Here is a 17,795-nt window from a genome sequence, read left to right as displayed (position 1 = left end):
TGTATACGCTGATAAATGCCGAATGTTGCCTGAGTTTGACATCACAGCGCTTTGTGATTAACTTAGCGGCTTTATATCATAAAATCGAATAAATAGAATGAGATGGTACGAATTATTAGCTAAAAGAAACTTTCTTCCCCTGTTTATTACTCAGTTCTGTGGCGCATTGAATGATAATGTGTTTAAGCTGTCAATGCTTACGCTAATCAGTTACCATCTTAGTACCTCTCAAAGTCAGTCCGAGCATTTTCAGGCCTTGGCCGGTGCCTTATTCACACTTCCTTTTTTTCTCTTTTCAGCGACTGCAGGACAACTGGCTGACCGCTACGACAAAGCAACAATTTCAAGGGTTGTTAAATTACTGGAAATTATTTTAATGATTATTGGGAGTATTGCGCTTTATCGAGGGAGTATAGTTCTGCTCATGTTAACTCTTACCGGAATGGGAATTCACTCGACTTTTTTTGGTCCTATCAAATATGCCATACTTCCCGATCACTTACCCAAAAGCCAATTACTGAATGCCACCGCATTAATTGAAGCCAGCACCTTTCTTGCCATTCTACTGGGCACAACCCTGGGCGCTTTATCGATTGGCAATACAGGCTCCAAGGTTCATCTGGCCGTGTTTATCATTAATTTTACTGCAGTTACTGGTTTGATTTTTAGCCTTTTTATTCCTAAAGCACCTGCTTCTGCAAGCCAGTTCACTGTAGACTGGAACGTGTGGAGGGCCACAAAAACCATGCTCCGGGAAGTTGTGCATAACCCAAAAGTATTACCCGCAATACTTGCAATTTCCTGGTTTTGGCTTATTGGGGCAGTTGTGTTAACCAAGCTACCGGATTATACGCATTATATTTTACGTGCGGATACAACCGTTTTCGCATTGTTTCTTACACTATTTTCAATCGGAATAGCACTTGGTTCAATGGCTATAAGCCGATTTCTTGCTGGACGAATTACCATACAGTTCGTGCCTTCAACTATGCTGCTTATGACCTTGTTCGCCGCTGATCTGTATTGGGCTACTCCAGCGCTCAATAGTCAATTGCCTTTGCAAAGCTTAATCCAGTTTATGTTAAAGATACAAAACTGGCGTATTATTTGTGATTTCTTCTTTTTCTCTGTATGTGGCGGGTTGTTTGTTGTTCCTCTGTATACCTATTTGCAAATTTGTAGTGAGGAAGGCCAAAGGGCGCGCACCATCGCTGCCAATAATATTTTCGGTGCGCTGTCCATGGTTCTTGGTAGCCTGCTTATCATGGTATTGCTGCAATTCAATATCAATATTGCTTCGATATTTATCATTCTTGCCGTGCTTAATGCCTTGGTTGCCGCCGCGTTCTGGGGCACATTAATTTATAGTAATCGAAAAATTACGATGGGGGCGTGAAAAACCAGGCCATGTCCATTCGCCTGGTTTGAATTAGCCAACGCTGTTGTTTCATTTTTTCAGCCAATCTTTCGCCGGCAGAAAATCACTATACAAAGCAGCTTCCGGAGTACCGGGTTGTGGTTGCCAGTCATAGCGCCAGGAAACCTCCGGAGGCATGGACATTAGAATAGATTCCGTACGCCCGCCTGATTGGAGTCCAAACAGGGTGCCTCGATCATATACCAGATTAAATTCCACATATCGCCCTCGGCGATAAAGTTGGAATTCTTTTTCCTGCTGGGTGAATGTACAGTTTTTTCTGGCTTCCACTATCGGAAGATAAGCTTTTAAAAAATGATCGCCAATGCTTTTCATCAGTCCAAAACTCTCTGTAAAACCCAGCTCATTGAAATCATCAAAAAACAGGCCGCCGATTCCGCGTGCTTCCTGACGATGCTTGAGAAAAAAGTAGTCATCACACCATTTCTTAAAACGTGGATAAATATCAGTTCCAAAAGGGTCGCAGGCCGCTTTGGCCGTTTGATGCCAATGGATACAGTCTTCTTCAAAAGGATAAAAAGGCGTTAAATCAAAACCGCCGCCAAACCACCAGAAAGCTTCATTCTTTTGATTTCTGGCTATGAAAAATCGAACATTGGCATGGGTAGTGGGAATATAGGGATTATCGGGATGAATCACTAATGAAACACCAAGGGCATCAAAGTGGCACCCAGCTAACTCAGGACGCTGGGCGGTAGCGGAAGGAGGCAGCTGATCCCCATTGACATGGGAAAAATTAACGCCAACTTTCTCGAAAATCCCGCCATTAGCCAGTACTCGCGTTAAACCACCGCCGCCCTGGGCCCTTTGCCACTCATCTGTGATAAAAAGGGCCTTTTCATCAATTTGCTCCAATGCGCCACAAATTTCATTTTGCAAATTAAGAAGATAATTTTTTACCAGTTCAATGCCATTGGATGGAAGCTCATGCTGGTTCATTATTCTGACCCCCTGATGGACAACTCAAATTGGCACATTAATTGCTTGGGCATTAGCAGTTAATGAAGGAGTTGCTATGGTTGATTTGGATACTTATTTTGGCACGCATTCCAAAGCCTTGTTACTAAGAGAGCAGCGCGCTGCTCAGCTGGCTACCAATATCACAAATGCTGATACCCCTAACTACAAGGCAAAAGACCTTGATTTTAAGAGCGCCCTGGAGAATGCAATGGGTTCTTCGCCCCGTCAAATGGTAACTGACCAGCCCGCCCATATCAATGCTTCCACTGATTTTTCAGCTCAATTAAAATTTCGCCAGCCCAATCAGATTTCATTGGATGGAAATACTGTGGATAAGGATTTGGAAACGACCGAATTCGCAAAAAATGCTTTATCCTATCAGGCATCTCTGTCGTTCCTCAGCGGTAAAATTAAAAGCATGCTCATGGCATTAAGAGGGGAATAATGTCTTTAGGTAAAATATTTGACATAGCTGGCACAGGACTCGCAGCCGAGACAACACGTATGACCGCCAGCGCCAGCAATATGAATAATGCCAATGTGGCAACTGGCAATCCTGACGAAACGTATCGCGCTCAGTATCCTGTCTTTAGTACAGTTCAGGAGCAGATGAACGGTCTGGCTGGATTAGAATCCAGGCCAGGGGTTAAAGTGACAGGAATCTATGAAAGCGAAACCCCGCCGATACAGCGTTATGAGCCGAATAATCCCCTCGCTGATGCGGATGGATTTGTTTATGCACCCAATATCAGTTATGTTGAGGAGATGGCCAATCTGATTTCTGCCTCACGTTCCTATCAGATGAATCTGGAAATGATTAACACCACCAAGCAGCTAATGCAGCGGACACTGCAATTAGGTGAATAGTGTAAGGACAAAATTATGTCAATGGATCAAATTAATGGCATCAATTCAGTAGGCAGTAACATGACCACACCGGGTAATAATCTGGGGCAAAAGGATTTCTTAAGGCTCATGATTGCTCAGTTCAAAAATCAGGATCCCACCAGCCCTAAAACAAATGGTGACTTCCTGGCTCAACTTGCTCAATTCAGCACCAATGACGGGATCGGAAAAATGCAAGAATCAATACAACAGCTGGCCAATTCCTTACAATCGAATCAGGCACTCCAGGCTTCATCCCTGGTAGGAAGAAAAGTATTGGTGAATAGCAATACTGTCAAATTAGCGACAGAAGGGGAGTCAAAAATATCTGTCGATCTTCCCGCGCCGGTCAATAAAATAACGGCTTCAATTTATTCGGAAACAGGTGAGCTCATCAGACAAATCCCCCTGGGTCAACATGGAATGGGCTTATTTGATTTTAGCTGGGATGGTATGAATCAGCAGGGTGAGCGTGTTCCTGCGGGTAACTATGCGATTAAGGTAAATGGAATTTTTGACGGAAAGGAAGTCGCGTTAAGAACAATGACTGCCGCTAATGTGGATAGTGTAAGCCTTGGACAAAATGGAGAAGGTGTTAAACTGAATGTCGCCGGTATAGGTTCATTAACGCTGGATCAGGTTAGGCAAATTACTGCTTAAATCAGCAATATGACTTTAGAAATGGTCAGTGATGACCTGTTAAATAATGCAGGAGGCAAATATGGTTTTCGGAACAGCGATCAGTGGAATTCAAGCCGCTTCAAAAGACCTGGAGGTTACCGGTAATAATATAGCCAACGCCTCTACATACGGATTTAAAAGTTCGCGCGCAGAATTTGCAGATGTCTATTCTACCGGAAGTTTTGGCGGCGGACGTTATGCAATCGGTAATGGAGCCCGCCTGGCGCGTGTCCAGCAAATGTTTGGGCAGGGCCAGTTCGTGTTCAGTAATAACAGTCTGGATCTGGCAATCAGCGGCTCTGGTTTTTTTGTTTTAAATGATCAGGGCTCAAGAGTATATTCGAGAGCAGGGGCATTCGGTGTTAATAAAGACGGATATATTGTGAACAGCTCTAATCAGCGTCTTGTTGGATACACCGCTGATGATAATGGACAAATTACCACACTAAGCGGCGATTTAAAGGTTCAGACTGCCAATATTAATCCTCAGGCCACTTCCAGAGTGACTGCTGGCTTTAATCTGTATGCCAATGCGACACCGCCCTCTGTGGACTGGGCTGGCGGCAGCAATCCTGCCACCGACACTTACAATAATGTCGCCTCGTCAACGATTTACGACAGTTTGGGTAACTCACATGTTCTGTCAATGTATTTCATCCGGGCCAATGCGGATGCTGCTGTCGGTGATCCCAATGCGGCTTCACCTGCAGGAACTGCTAATCAATGGTATATCGCCTTCCAGATTGATAATCAGAATGTTCCAGCCAATGTGGGGAGTCAGAATATTGACAATTTATATCGTGTCAATTTTAATTCTGACGGATCATTTGCCGGGGTTAGCGATACTTCCAATACTCCCTTAGCCAATAACGTGATTCCATTGAGCATGGCCTTAAATAATGGCGCAAATGCATTAAGTTTTGATGTCGATTTGTCTGACACAACACAATTTGGCAGTCCTTTCGCTGTACAGGAGAATGTTCAGGATGGCTACACAACTGGCAGGCTGGATGGTCTTGATATTAATGAGGAAGGGATTGTTTTTGGGACGTATACCAATGGACAGTCGCGTGCAATGGGACAGGTTCAACTCGCCAATTTTGCCAATCCGGATGGTTTGCAGAATCTTGGCGATACCAACTGGGCTGAGACATCGGGCTCAGGACAGGCACTAATCGGAGCGCCGGGAACCGCGAGCCTTGGACTTATTCAGTCCGGTGCTCTTGAAAATTCCAATGTGGACTTAACGAGTGAGCTTGTCAATCTCATTACGGCGCAGCGTAATTTTCAGGCCAATGCGCAAACCATACGCACAGCGGATGCTCTTGCGCAAACCATTATTAATATTCGATAAACGGAGTTGAGATGGACCCTCTTTTGTACAATGCAATGAACGGCGCTCTGCATAATATGGATCGCCAGTCATTAATTGGGAATAATCTTGCTAATTCCAACACGCCGGGATTTAAGGCTGATATGGCTCAGGCCTCGAGTATGTATTTTAATAAAGAGAATCTGAATGGCGGAGCTCTGGTTGTTGCAGACGTGAACGCCAGCGATTTCACCCCCGGCCCCTTACTGACAACGGGAAGAGATTTGGATGTCGCTGTGCAGGGAGAAGGTTGGTTTGCTGTGCAGGATAGTTCAGGAAAAGAGGCTTATACGCGTGCGGGAAGTTTTCAGATTAATGAAAATGGCATGCTGATAACGTCTAATGGCAGGCCTGTTTTAGGCGATGGCGGCCCAATATCGATTCCACCCGCGCAAAAGATAGAGATCGGCAGTGACGGCACTATTTCAATCGTTCCGCTGGACGGGAAGCCTGATGAACTCGCTGTTCTCGACCGCCTAAAACTGGTAAGAGTCAAAAACACCGAGCTGGTTAAGGGAGGCGATGGCTTAATGCGGCTTCAAAAAGGTGGCGTGGCCCCGGCAGATGCTGATATTATGATTACTCCCGGCGCATTGGAAGGCAGTAATATCAATGCAGTGAACGAAATGGTTCATATGATTGAGGTGGGAAGAGAATTTGATGCGGAAATGCAGATAATTCAGACAGTTAATGAAAATTCACAGAAGCTGGCGCAGATTTTGCAACTCTAGGCGGCTATGTGAACAGGATTTGAGGAAAAGCAATGGAACCTGCACTGTGGGTCAGTAAAACCGGGCTAGAAGCTCAGGATAAAACAATTGCCAATATTGCCAATAATCTGGCGAACGTCAATACAACCGGCTTCAAGAAGGGGCGGGCAGTATTTGAAGATCTGATATATCAAAACCTGCGTCAGGCAGGGGCTCAGGCTACACAAAGTACAGAAATTCCTACGGGTATTAATATGGGAACCGGTGTGCGGATGGCCGCTACACAGAAAGTGTTCACTCAGGGAAGCATTCAAAATACTCAAAACTCTCTCGACATTGCGATACAGGGACGAGGTTTTATGCAGGTTCTACTGCCTGATGGCACACAGGCGTATACACGGGATGGCACCTTGCAGATTGATTCACAGGGCCAGATTGTTACGGCGGATGGCTATGTCATACAACCGCCGATTACCATACCCGAGCAAATGATAAGTCTCACCATTGGAACAGATGGTACTGTTAGTGCCTTGACTGCCGGAAATAATATACCAACACAGATCGGTCAGATTCAGTTGAGCGATTTTATTAATGCCACCGGTTTACAGCCCATTGGACAAAATCTCTTTTTAGAAACCCAGGCCAGTGGTCCGGCGCAGACCGACAATCCCGGAAATAATGGATTGGGAACCCTGCTTCAGGGATCGCTTGAAGCCTCCAATGTGAACGTGGTTGAAGAATTGGTTAACATGATTCAGGCTCAGCGTGCCTATGAAATTACAGCAAAAGGCATTCAGACTGTGGATAATATGTTGCAATATCTGACGCAAACGGTCTAATGGAACAGTAATGGGTTTATTACGCATTGTATCAACTGGTGTTTTAATCAGCCTCCTGGCAGGCTGTGAATTATTTCATCCACCAATTGCCGGTACTGATCCTGAGTATGCGCCCACTTATCCGGTGACCCCCGATGTCAAAAAAAGCAAATACATGAGCGGGGCAATTTACAGCGCTGAAAGTGCTTTGCCCTTATTTGAAACCCCCAGGGCCAGACACGCAGGGGATATTGTCACTGTACTGCTTATTGAAAAAACGGATGCGAAAAAACAAGCGACCACCCGACAACGAAAGAATGACAAAATGCAGATTCTGACCGCCAAATTTATGGGGCGGCCTATTGATTTTGGTTCTGGCTATAGCGCTGATTTTGACATTAATGCCAAGCGTCAATTTGACGGCGATGGGCAATCAGTACAAAACAATAAACTGGCAGGCAGCATCTCCGTGACGGTAGCCAAGGTACTTGCCAATGGCAACATGGTTGTCCAGGGTGAAAAATGGATCCAGATTAATCAGGGTAAAGAGTTTGTACGCCTTTCTGGAATTATCAGACCGCAGGATATCTCTCCGAATAATGTGATCACATCAGACCGTATTGCCAATGCGCGTATCTATTATGGTGGAACAGGACAAGTGAATAATACCAATGCTCAGGGCTGGTTTTCCCGTTTTCTATGGGGCCCCTGGTTTCCTGTATAGCGTCCTTCCGGTATGGGTTGATGGATTGAATATGGATAGTACATGCTAAGAATTTATGCCTTACTTTTTTTATCATGCTTTGGCTCTCTTCATGCTGAACGCATTAAGGATGTCGCAACACTGGCGGGGGTACGCACCAACCAGTTGGTTGGCTATGGTTTAATGGTAGGTCTTGATGGCACCGGTGATCGAGCCGGCACCAAGTTTACAGAGCAAAGTTTCGGTAACATGCTGACGCAACTGGGAATTAATATTCCACCAGGCACAAAACTCAATTCAAAAAACATAGCCGCTGTAATGGTGACTGCCAATCTGACCTCGTTTATGAAAAAAGGGCAGACCATTGATGTCAATGTGTCGTCTATCGGTGATTCAAAAAGTTTACGGGGCGGCACCTTGCTGCTTACTCCCTTGAAAGGGGCTGACGGCCGGGTTTATGCGATGGCACAGGGTAACGTGGTGGTTGTGGGGCTTAGTGTTACCGGAGAGGATGGTTCCAGTGTCACAGTGAATGTTCCAAGTGGCGGACGAATTCCCAATGGAGCAACCGTTGAAGTGGATATTCCAAACCCCTTCTATTTTTCGAGAACGCTTACCTATAATCTGCGGGTTCCTGATTTTACAACAGCAAAACGTATGAGTGACGCAATCAATGAGATGATGGGTCCCGAAACGGCCCATCCTCTTGATGCCGCCTCTATTGAAATCACCGCACCTCGCTTGATGTCACAGCGTGTTGATTATGTGTCGGTACTGGAGAATATTGAATTTCTTCCGGGTGAAGCTGAAGCCAAGGTTATTATTAATGCGCGAACGGGTACCGTGGTGATTAATCAATTGGTAAAGGTCAAGCCGGCAGCCGTTTCTCATGGAAATCTGATTGTCACTATCAGCGAGAACCCCCTGGTAAGCCAACCCAATCCATTTGCAAACGGGCGGACAGTCGTTACACCGGAAACACAAATTAATGTGCAGCAAAAGAATAACCGCGCCTTTGTATTCGCGCCTGGTGCCAATTTGCAGGATATTGTGAAAACATTAAATTCAGTAGGAGCAGCCCCCGGCGACATCATCGCCATACTGGAGGCTTTAAAACAGGCAGGCGCACTGAATGCCACATTGATTGTGATATAAATTAGTTGTCAGCTTCCGTAATTTAGGAGTGCTACGTCCCGCTATAAAGGAAGATAGGTGCTGCACAAAAAACCGTCTTTGCGAGCGTTAGCGAAGCAATCTAGCTCCATACTTTATTCAAGGTTAGATCTGGATTGCTTCACTTCGTTCGCAAAGACGACAGGGCTATTAGCTTGGTTACATTTATGCAACAACGCCGGATAAACCGCAGAACGTAGAGATTAAGAATTCAAGCGTAAATTAAAGCAGGAAAAATAATGACGATAGAAGGGATTGCAGTTAGCGATTTTAAACAATTGAATGACTTGAGATATAAAGCTCAAACGGATTCGAGGCAAGCTCTGCCCGAAGTAGCCAGACAGTTCGAAGCAATATTTTTGCAGTCAATGCTAAAAAGCATGCGAATGAGCCAGCATTTCCTTGATGACAGTAACCCGCTAAGGGGAAAGCACCAGGAAACTTTCCAGGAGATGCTGGATGGTCAATATGTCAATAATATTACAAGCAGACAAAGTATCGGTCTTGCGAGCATGCTGGCTCAGCAACTGGAAAAAACCTTAGGCGGTGCTCAGGTGACGAATGCTGCGGACTCCACGCCAGGGATTTCAGCAGATCGCTATCTGAAAAACCTCCATCCAGCGACTTCTTCCCTCAAGCCTGAAAACGCTGGCAGTATCGATGATTTTGTAAAATCCGTCTGGCCTTATGCACGTCAGGCTGCCAGTGCGATAGGTCTTGATCCTAAAATTTTGATGGCGCAGGCTGCCCTTGAAACAGGATGGGGAAAACACATTATTAAAGATGAAAATGGCTTAAGCAGTAATAATTTGTTTAATATAAAGGGAGTACTGGGGGATAAGGAAAACTCGGTAGAGATCAGAACGACGGAATACATCGCTGATACGCCGATTAGGATGAATGCCTCTTTTAAACGTTATGCGACTCCCGGTCATAGTTTCAGTGACTACATTGATTTAATCAAAGGCGACAGCCGCTATGAGGCAGCTCTTGCGAATACTGCAGATCCCCAACGCTACATTAATGAATTGCATCAGGCGGGTTATGCCACCGATCCTTCCTATGCTTCTAAAATTTTGTCAATATATAATGGAGGAGAGTTGCAACAGGCTTTAGAACGTAATGGTTTATTGTAAAGTTGACTAGAGCATGGTTTGCATTCACCTTGTAAACTGTCGGATAGGAGAAAGACAGCATGGCAAATATTCTGAATATAGCAACTTCCGGACTCCTGGCTTTTCAGCGGGGCCTGGATCTCACCGCCAATAATATTTCAAATTCAAAAACACCTGGCTATACCAGACAAATGCTGCTGTTAAAAAGCCTGCCCTCACAGCGGTTTGCCGGATCGTTTATCGGCGCGGGCGTAAATCCGGCTGAAGTGAAGCGCAATAGCGATCGTTTTGCAACGCAGCAAGTCAGGGAAACCTTAACTACCAAGTCACAATACGATATTTTTTTCGAGCAGGCCTCTCAGATTGACAAATTGCTTTCCCAGGATGGCACCAGTATTTCGACCACGCTACAAAACTTTTTTAATGCATTGGGGCAGCTTAATGAGTCGCCTGATAATACGGCCTCCCGAGGTGTAGCATTAAATCAAAGTCGTTTATTAGTTGAACAATTCAGAGCAATGCAGCTTCGTCTGGATGAGTATCAGCATAACAATAGCCAGCAACTTGATGAAGCAGCCAATCAGATTAACCGTTTAACTGCAGATATAGCGAAGTTAAATGAAAAAATAAGCGTTGTCGGAAACTCCCCTGAATTACTGGACACCCGCGATGAGTTATTACGTCAGCTTTCCCAATATACAGACGTTATTGTAGTTGATGATGGAAACGCAGGCATTAGTGTGGCTATTGGGAGCGGTGAGGTTTTGGTCAACGGAACCAACCAGCGAAATCTTGCAGTGCTACCAGGATTTAATGGACAAAGCGGGTCTCGTCTGGCAATTCAAAACGGAACTGCTTTCATTGATGTGACTGATAATCTTCATTCAGGGATGATTGGAGGATTGCTGGATTTTGAAGATACAGTGTTAAAGCAAGCCAGCGAGCTTTTGGGACAAATGGCAATAGGTTTGGCAAGCCAGTTCAACCAGCAGCAAAGACTGGGTATGGATATGAATAATGCAATTGGCAAAAATGTATTTACCGATTTCAATGATGCCATGAGCCAAATAGCCCGCGCCATACCCTCATCGCTTAACACCGGCACCGGTGGCATGTCAGTAAACCTCTCAGACCTTACTCAGCTTAAATTAAGTGATTATGAGCTATTTGTAACCGATACAGGAAGCAATGAGGTACGCATTTTAAGAAAATCAGATAATCAATCCTTTGTAATGAATTTAACAAGCTCACCCCCTGCACCTCCAGCAGGTCAATTGCAGATAGATGGGATGACCATTTCGATTGACAATCTCGCCAATATGGCGAATGGCGATCGTTATTATTTTAATCCAACCAAAGGAGCGGCTGGCAAGCTGGAGTTGGCCATCAGTGATTCCAAGGAGTTCGCCCTGGCTTCTCCAGTCCGTGTGCAGGCGGCACTTGGCAATTCAGGACAGGGAAGGATAGAGTTGGGTGATATACTGAATTCCAGCAATGTGAACAAGGATTTTCGCATTGAATTTATTTCAGATACGCAGTATAACCTGGTCAATCTAACTGATGCAGTGACGAGTGGTCCCTTTAGTTTTACCCCAGATTCCGATAATCTGGTGCAAATACCTGATGCGTTAAATCCATCCTATTCCATCGTTCTTTCAGGCAGACCTTCTGCAGGAGATCAATTTAATGCCTCCTATAATACCAATGGTTTTGGAGACAATCGCAATGGTCTTAAGCTTGCGGCCATACAGAAAGCAAACTTGTTTGAAGGCGGAACTGAAAATCTCTCGGATCGCTACGCTAATTTATTGGCGCAAGTCGGTAGTAAAACCAATCAGGCTAAACTGCGCAGTGAGGCTGCCGATATATTGCATAAGCAGGCCCTGGATTTCAGAGACAGCAAGAGTGCGGTGAATCTGGATGAGGAAGCAGCCAATCTCATTCAATTTGAACAGGCTTACCAGGCGGCCAGTAAATTACTTACTGTAGCCAGTGAAATGATGGATGTCCTATTTGCGGCAATGAGGTAGATCATGCGTATATCAACTAATCAGATTTACAGACGCGGCCTGGATAATATCCTTGAGCAGCAGCTACAGGTCTCCAAATATCAGGGCCAGCTGTCTTCTGGTAAAAAAGTTCAGTCGCCTTCGGATGATCCAATTGCCGCGGCCAAAATCAGTTTAATGAAACGACGAATTGCTGCTACCGAACAACTTCAGAAAAATAAAGAGGGCGCCCAGGCGGCTGTCAGTCTTGAGGAGCAGGTTCTGGGAAATACAGTAAATGTGGTGCAGCGCATCAGAGAACTGCAGGTACAAGCCGGCAATTCTGCACTCTCAGAAGCTGATCGCCTTTCCATAGCCGGTGAAGCCCAAACATTGCTTAATCAACTGCTTGATTTGTCTAACAGTCAGGATAGTAATGGCTATTATATGTTCAGCGGCGGCTTAACTGGAACGCAGTCTTTTAGTAAAGACAGTAGTGGCCAGTATGTTTACAATGGCGATGACACCCAACGTTTTCAGAATGTGACTGACAGTATGGGTGTGGCACTGAATGACGCGGGTTCGGATGTGTTTATGCGTATTCGTAATGGGAATGGCTATTTTGCAATCAATGCAACTGGTGCGCCTAATACGGGAACCGGGGTCGTGAGTTCAGGAGGGATTGTTAACTCGACGCCTTATGTACCTGATAATTATACACTGCAATTCAGTTTGAACAGTTCTAATCAATTGGTGTATATGGTAAGCGGTGCGAATGTGGGTAATGTCATCCCGCCTAGCGGAAATCCCGATGATGCGCCTTTATATTCAGACGGGGAATCAATAAGCTTTAATGGAATCCAGTTTAAGGTAAGTGGAATGCCCAACCCTGGAGATGATTTCTTAATTACCCCCGCCAGAAACGAATCTGTTTTTTCTACCGTGGAGCGGATGATTAATAATTTAAAACAGCCAGTGACCACTCCTGCTAATAAGGCGGCTATTGAAACTGAAAATAACCAGATTTTAGAACAGTTAGACAGTAGTCTGGATAACTTGCTTGCTTTCCAGGCTCAAACGGGAACCAGGCTCAATCAGTTAAGTATCGTCGAAAAATTAAATGACGATTTATTGCTAGTTAGCCATAGCACATTGGACGGGTTGGAGAATGCAGATTTAAATGAAACTGCTGTTAATTTAAATCTTCAGCTGATATTTCTGCAAGCTGCCCAGCAAAGCTTTGCCCGCATTCAGGGGTTAACCGTATTTAATTACCTCTAATCAATATCACTTCAATATTGGGGTAACCTCTGGTCGTCTCAACGTCCTCCTGAACGCAGTGAAGGATCTCCTGAATCTGGATCAGCTCTAAGCAGCAGCGTAGCCTGGTTGGCGCCTTGCGACAACCGGGGTTTCTTGAAACTTATACTGAAAAAACCCGGTTGTCGCAAGGCGCCAACCAGGCTACATAGGATCTAAATTATAATAAGAACTCGCGGTCTTGCTTATACCCAAAATGGAGTCAAGCAACGGGGTGCTCATTTTGATTTTAAATTCATTACTTATCATCCCAAAGAAAGATTTTTAAATCAACTTTACCCTTTTCGACAATAACACCTTCTGCTTCGAGCTTGCTTTTCTGAGTCTCGAAAAGGGGAGAGGATTGTGGAAATGATAACTGTCCGTTTGATTTAATAATTCGATGCCAAGGAAGCTCATGTTTATCGGTACAGGAATGAAGCAGCCAGCCCACTCCGCGAGCTCCCTGCGGACTACCGGCGAGTCTGGCGATAAGTCCATAAGTGGCAACACTGCCTTCAGGTACCGAACGAATGAGTCTGATTACATTTTTAGAAAATTCGGTGCGATTGTCTTTCATGAATACTATTGTAGAAATCGTAGCAGATTATTGAATTCTACATTGATTTTAAATCATTTACAGAAGTTTGTATGCTACCAGTTTAGCAGGGACTTTAAGCCTCAAAATATAACCTATACTTGATGTACATATTTCTATCAGAGATTACAATGGGAAACAAGAAATCAGGTCATAGATTTAAAGATAAACTGATATCGGATAAAGAATTAGAAAATGTTTCTGGTGGTAGATCAGGCCCAGTAGCGCCAGGATTTTCACCCAGTCGCGCTTCTTCAAACTCCTCATCATCTACCAAAAGAAAGCGTCCTAAATAAAGTGCTTGAGAGGCGCGCTAGTTCTGCTGCGCCATTTATTATGTACTGGAGCGCTCAAGATACAGGTGGAGGAACCTAATCCTCTTTTTTTGTGGCAATACTCGCTTTTCTTAGCAGTTGTTCCATTGAATCTGCGTTTAAAGGTCTGCTAAGCAGATAGCCTTGAATTTCATCGCATTCCTGATCTTTGAGAAAGTTCATCTGGTTTTCGCTTTCCACTCCCTCGGCCAATACTCGAAAATTCAGGCTTCTGGCCATTGCGATGATCGCTTCGATAATGACTTCGTCGCTTCTGGATTTTGAAATATTCTGTACGAATGACTGATCGATTTTCAGGCGATCTATGTGAATTTGTTTCAGATAATTGAGACTGGAGTTACCGGTACCAAAATCATCCAGTACGATTTTTACTCCAATTTTATTTAGTTCATGTATCATGCGCTGGACCTCCACATGAGTAATAATCACATTTTCTGTAATTTCAATTTCCAGATATTCTGGCGGGATTTGATATTCATTAAGAATCGATTGAACTGTTTCAGCAAAATTCCACTGTTTTAGCTGATGTGTGGCGACATTCACAGCCACTCGAACCAGTGGGAGCCCACGGTCGCGCCACTCAATTATTTGTCGGCAGACTTCACGAATTACCCATTCACCAATCGGGATAATGAGCCCGGAATCTTCTGCTACTGGAATGAAATCCAGGGGTAAAATAACGCCTTTTTCTGGATGCTGCCATCGTATCAGAGCTTCTAATGCTAACAAGCGTGTCTCATTCATATCAAACTGGGGCTGATAAAGCAGGAAGAATTCCTGATTGCTTATTGCCCGGCGCAATTCATTTTCCTGTTTCAGGCGCTTCAAACTCTGGTGATTAAGCTGATTAATATAAAATTTGAGCTGATTACCGCCTTGCTCTTTGGCCATGTACATTGCCAAATCTGCGTGTTTTAGCAGGGTATTTGCTGTTTTGCCATCTGTAGGATAAATACTGATGCCGATACTTGCACTGGTATTAACTTCCTTACCCATAATCATGAAGGGCTGGGTAAAGAGCATTAAAATCTTATGCGCTACATTCAGGCTTGCTTCTGATTTATTCAACTCAGGAATCAGCATGACAAATTCATCACCGCCCAAACGTGCCAAAGTGTCTTCTTCTCTGACTAATGAAGAGAGTCGTTTGGCTACAGCGCATAATAATTCGTCGCCAAACTGATGGCTGTAACTATCATTCACCAGTTTAAAACGGTCAAGATCGAAAAAAATAATTGCGAAATAGCGATCATGCCTGGCAGAGGAAGCAATAGCCTGCTGAATGCGATCATAGAGTAATACCCGATTGGGCAGCCCTGTCAGAGGATCGTGTGTGGCCTGATATTCAAGTTTCTGTTCCAGCAGTGCCTGATCGGTTATATCGCGAAAACTCCAGACCCGGCCCACGGTATCGTAATTTATTTTGTGGGGTTGAGAACGGCATTCGAGAATCTTACCTGTTTTGAATTTGACAACAACTTGACTAATTTCATTGATATTGTTAGACAGATGGTCAATCTGGCTTAAAAACTCATCCGCATCCTGCAGCTGCTCAACCATGTATTCCAACATTAATGTTTCATTACCTAAATCCATAACTGATTCTGGCAATTCCCACATAGCAACAAATTTAGTATTGTAATCTATAATTTTTTTATCCAGATTAACTACCAGAATGCCATCGGCGGAAGACTCAATGGTTGCCCGCAATAGCGAAAGCGATTGTTGCAAGGACTCCGTTCTTTCTTTAACAATGCGATTTAAGGATTCTGTATGGCTTTTGGATTCTTTGGACAAGATCCATTTCTTGGTCAATGCACAGGCCAGTTGGCGCACAGCTACTTTGTCGAATGGTTTTTTAAGAACAAGCAGATTATCTGTCATCCCCAAATTAGTGACAGTTTCTTCCCATGAGTAATCCGAATAGGCGGAACAAATAACGACCTGAATTTCCCGGTCAATTTCCCACATGCGCTTAATTGTTTCAATTCCATCCCAGCCTGGAGGCATGCGGATATCTACAAAAGCGAGTGCATAGGGTTTTCCTGAGTAATAGGCGGTCTTAATTTTTTCAACACCTTCCATTCCCTGTGATGCTGTATCAATTTGAAACTCTGGTAGAAAGTTAAGATTTTCTTTGGGTTGGGAATCGCCAAATAACTCCATATCCAGTTTATCAAACAGTGGAGACCTTTTTTCCGTAGTCAATACTTTGATGAAATCCTGATGAATGGCGGGATTATCATCAATAATAATAATGCGTAATTCGATGTCATTCATTGAAAATCCGTTTCGGTTGAAGATTACTTTTCTGAGAGGGTAGTGTTAACTTAAATACTGCGCCTCTACCCAATCCTTCACTGTGGGCCGTCAATGAGCCGCCCATTTCCTGAGTGGACAATCCCGAGCTATGCAAGCCAAAACCATGGCCCTCTGTTTTGGTGGTAAAACCAAAGGAAAATATTTTATTCAAATTCTCAGGGTCAATTCCTGAACCATTATCTTTTACGGTAATATGGATGCTGTCATTATGCTTTTGAGCGATTACTTCAATTTCCTTATTCTTGTTAATATTGCTTAAAACGGCATCTTTTGCATTGCGAATTAAATTAACTAATATTTGTAGCAACTTGGATTTATCTGAAACAATAAATACGGGCTCAAGATTTTTTTTAACTTCAATGAACGTATCTCGTGCCAAATTAATTGACAACTGTAAGGCAGTGTCGATGATATCCGGAATGAAAATTTTTTCCTGGACTCCGGGTACGCCGCTGAAACATTGCTGCATCGAAACGATATCTTTAATATGATGTAAATCTCTGCTGATATTAGCAATTTCTGCTTCGCATTTTTGATTGTTTTCTATAATAATCTCGTTTAATTTTAACAAGTATTGTGGGATCAATCTGCCCTTGGGATCCTTATCAAAGTAGTGGGCTAAACCTTTTTCGTTATTGCTAATCATTTCAATTACTTGTCCCAATTTCTTATAATAAGGTTGTTTAAACTCATCTCTTAAGATATTTATAGAAAGATTGGAGCTGTTTAAAATATTGCCGATATTATGTAAAATTGATGTCGCTACTTCGGACATACCTGCTCGTCTGGCGGATTGCATAAACTGATCATGCAATTCTCGAATTTTTTCTTCTGCTTCTTTTTCTTTGTGAATATCTCTGATAATTCCGGTTAGTTGGCCAGGCTCTTCAAGACAGTGAGCAATAATGTGAAACCATCGGTATTCACCTGTAGAGTCTTTAATTTTAATTTCGCAGTCATAATTAATTTGCATGTTTATAGCATTGCTCACCAGCTTTTGAAGCAAGTCGTGATGATCAGGGTGTACCAGCTTGAAAAACTCGTTGTAGTCTGGAGCTCCATGCAAAGGGTCCAGATCAATAATTCTATAAAGTTCCTTAGACCAGATGGCATTACCGCTATTATTGTCATAAAACCAGTAGCCCATTTTTGCGATATGCTGAGCCTGCTCGAGTTTCTCATTGAGCATCTGCATTTCCCGAGAAGAAATATCCATCGACCGTTCTATCAGATATCTGTCCTGATCTGCTTCCTGATAGGTTTTATTAATACGAGAAATCAACTCTTGCCATTTATCCAAATCAGGCGGCAACTCGTCAATTTTCAATTGCAGTCGGTTTAACTGTCTCGCTAAGAGCTTATGAACTTCCATCGCATTTCTCTCTCATGTAACAGCGA

The 17,795-nt window shown here is 43.8% G+C and carries 17 protein-coding genes; 13 read left to right on the top strand and 4 right to left on the bottom strand.

Translation table 11 applies throughout. From position 1 onward, the window contains the following. The first annotated feature begins 97 nt into the window (after positions 1–97). Positions 98–1,396, top strand: a complete 1,299-nt coding sequence (locus B1207_RS03015; RefSeq protein ID WP_112218523.1) for an MFS transporter — start codon at positions 98–100, stop codon at positions 1,394–1,396. Positions 1,397–1,447: 51 nt separating this feature from the next. On the opposite strand, the gene hemF is transcribed toward B1207_RS03015, so the two are convergent. Beyond that, positions 1,448–2,377 (bottom strand): oxygen-dependent coproporphyrinogen oxidase, encoded by a 930-nt coding sequence (hemF, locus tag B1207_RS03010; protein ID WP_112218522.1) that lies wholly within the window; start codon positions 2,375–2,377, stop codon positions 1,448–1,450. Positions 2,378–2,453: 76 nt separating this feature from the next. On the opposite strand from hemF, the gene flgB reads away from it, so the two are divergent. The 11 genes from flgB to flgL all read left to right on the top strand — a co-directional run bounded on the left by flgB (position 2,454) and on the right by flgL (position 13,124). After that, positions 2,454–2,843 carry a flagellar basal body rod protein FlgB gene (gene flgB, locus B1207_RS03005; protein ID WP_112218521.1) on the top strand — a complete coding sequence of 130 codons (390 nt, stop codon included), beginning with the start codon at positions 2,454–2,456 and terminating at the stop codon, positions 2,841–2,843. Beyond that, on the top strand, positions 2,843–3,265 hold the full coding sequence (gene flgC / locus B1207_RS03000) for a flagellar basal body rod protein FlgC (RefSeq protein ID WP_112218520.1): 423 nt from the start codon (positions 2,843–2,845) through the stop codon (positions 3,263–3,265). Before flgB ends, flgC begins: the two co-directional genes overlap by 1 nt. Positions 3,266–3,280: 15 nt before the next feature. Next, complete coding sequence (locus B1207_RS02995; RefSeq protein ID WP_112218519.1) at positions 3,281–3,943, top strand: flagellar hook assembly protein FlgD; 663 nt, start codon at positions 3,281–3,283, stop codon at positions 3,941–3,943. Between the two features lie 61 nt (positions 3,944–4,004). Then, the gene (gene flgE, locus B1207_RS02990; RefSeq protein ID WP_112218518.1) at positions 4,005–5,318 is read left to right on the top strand and encodes a flagellar hook protein FlgE; all 1,314 of its coding nucleotides are present in this window, start codon (positions 4,005–4,007) and stop codon (positions 5,316–5,318) included. 11 nt (positions 5,319–5,329) lie between these two features. Next, entirely contained in the window at positions 5,330–6,067 is a 738-nt protein-coding gene (gene flgF / locus B1207_RS02985) for a flagellar basal-body rod protein FlgF (RefSeq protein WP_112218517.1), read from the top strand. A gap of 32 nt (positions 6,068–6,099) precedes the next feature. After that, positions 6,100–6,885, top strand: a complete 786-nt coding sequence (gene flgG / locus B1207_RS02980) for a flagellar basal-body rod protein FlgG (protein ID WP_112218516.1) — start codon at positions 6,100–6,102, stop codon at positions 6,883–6,885. Positions 6,886–6,895: 10 nt separating this feature from the next. After that, on the top strand, positions 6,896–7,588 hold the full coding sequence (locus B1207_RS02975; RefSeq protein ID WP_112218515.1) for a flagellar basal body L-ring protein FlgH: 693 nt from the start codon (positions 6,896–6,898) through the stop codon (positions 7,586–7,588). Positions 7,589–7,630: 42 nt separating this feature from the next. Then, entirely contained in the window at positions 7,631–8,722 is a 1,092-nt protein-coding gene (locus B1207_RS02970; RefSeq protein ID WP_112218514.1) for a flagellar basal body P-ring protein FlgI, read from the top strand. A gap of 257 nt (positions 8,723–8,979) precedes the next feature. Beyond that, on the top strand, positions 8,980–9,876 hold the full coding sequence (gene flgJ, locus B1207_RS02965; RefSeq protein ID WP_112218513.1) for a flagellar assembly peptidoglycan hydrolase FlgJ: 897 nt from the start codon (positions 8,980–8,982) through the stop codon (positions 9,874–9,876). 59 nt (positions 9,877–9,935) lie between these two features. Further along, on the top strand, positions 9,936–11,885 hold the full coding sequence (flgK, locus tag B1207_RS02960) for a flagellar hook-associated protein FlgK (RefSeq protein WP_112218512.1): 1,950 nt from the start codon (positions 9,936–9,938) through the stop codon (positions 11,883–11,885). A 3-nt stretch (positions 11,886–11,888) separates the two neighbouring features. After that, on the top strand, positions 11,889–13,124 hold the full coding sequence (flgL, locus tag B1207_RS02955; protein WP_112218511.1) for a flagellar hook-associated protein FlgL: 1,236 nt from the start codon (positions 11,889–11,891) through the stop codon (positions 13,122–13,124). Positions 13,125–13,401: 277 nt separating this feature from the next. Here flgL and B1207_RS02950 read toward each other — a convergent pair whose 3' ends face one another. After that, positions 13,402–13,722 (bottom strand): MGMT family protein, encoded by a 321-nt coding sequence (locus B1207_RS02950; RefSeq protein ID WP_112218510.1) that lies wholly within the window; start codon positions 13,720–13,722, stop codon positions 13,402–13,404. Positions 13,723–13,871: 149 nt separating this feature from the next. Here B1207_RS02950 and B1207_RS02945 point away from each other — a divergent pair, with 149 nt between their 5' ends. Then, complete coding sequence (locus B1207_RS02945; protein WP_172458090.1) at positions 13,872–14,036, top strand: bacteriocin; 165 nt, start codon at positions 13,872–13,874, stop codon at positions 14,034–14,036. A 75-nt stretch (positions 14,037–14,111) separates the two neighbouring features. Here B1207_RS02945 and B1207_RS02940 read toward each other — a convergent pair whose 3' ends face one another. Then, complete coding sequence (locus B1207_RS02940) at positions 14,112–16,355, bottom strand: EAL domain-containing protein (RefSeq protein WP_112218508.1); 2,244 nt, start codon at positions 16,353–16,355, stop codon at positions 14,112–14,114. Then, complete coding sequence (locus B1207_RS02935; RefSeq protein ID WP_112218507.1) at positions 16,348–17,769, bottom strand: sensor histidine kinase; 1,422 nt, start codon at positions 17,767–17,769, stop codon at positions 16,348–16,350. Before B1207_RS02935 ends, B1207_RS02940 begins: the two co-directional genes overlap by 8 nt. Positions 17,770–17,795: the final 26 nt, after the last annotated feature.

The organism is Legionella quinlivanii (assembly GCF_003265995.1).
GTDB classification, from domain to species: Bacteria; Pseudomonadota; Gammaproteobacteria; order Legionellales; family Legionellaceae; genus Legionella_C; species Legionella_C quinlivanii_A.
The sequence above is the reverse complement of the archived record's forward strand: the minus strand, read 5'-3'. Positions and strand labels throughout refer to the sequence as shown.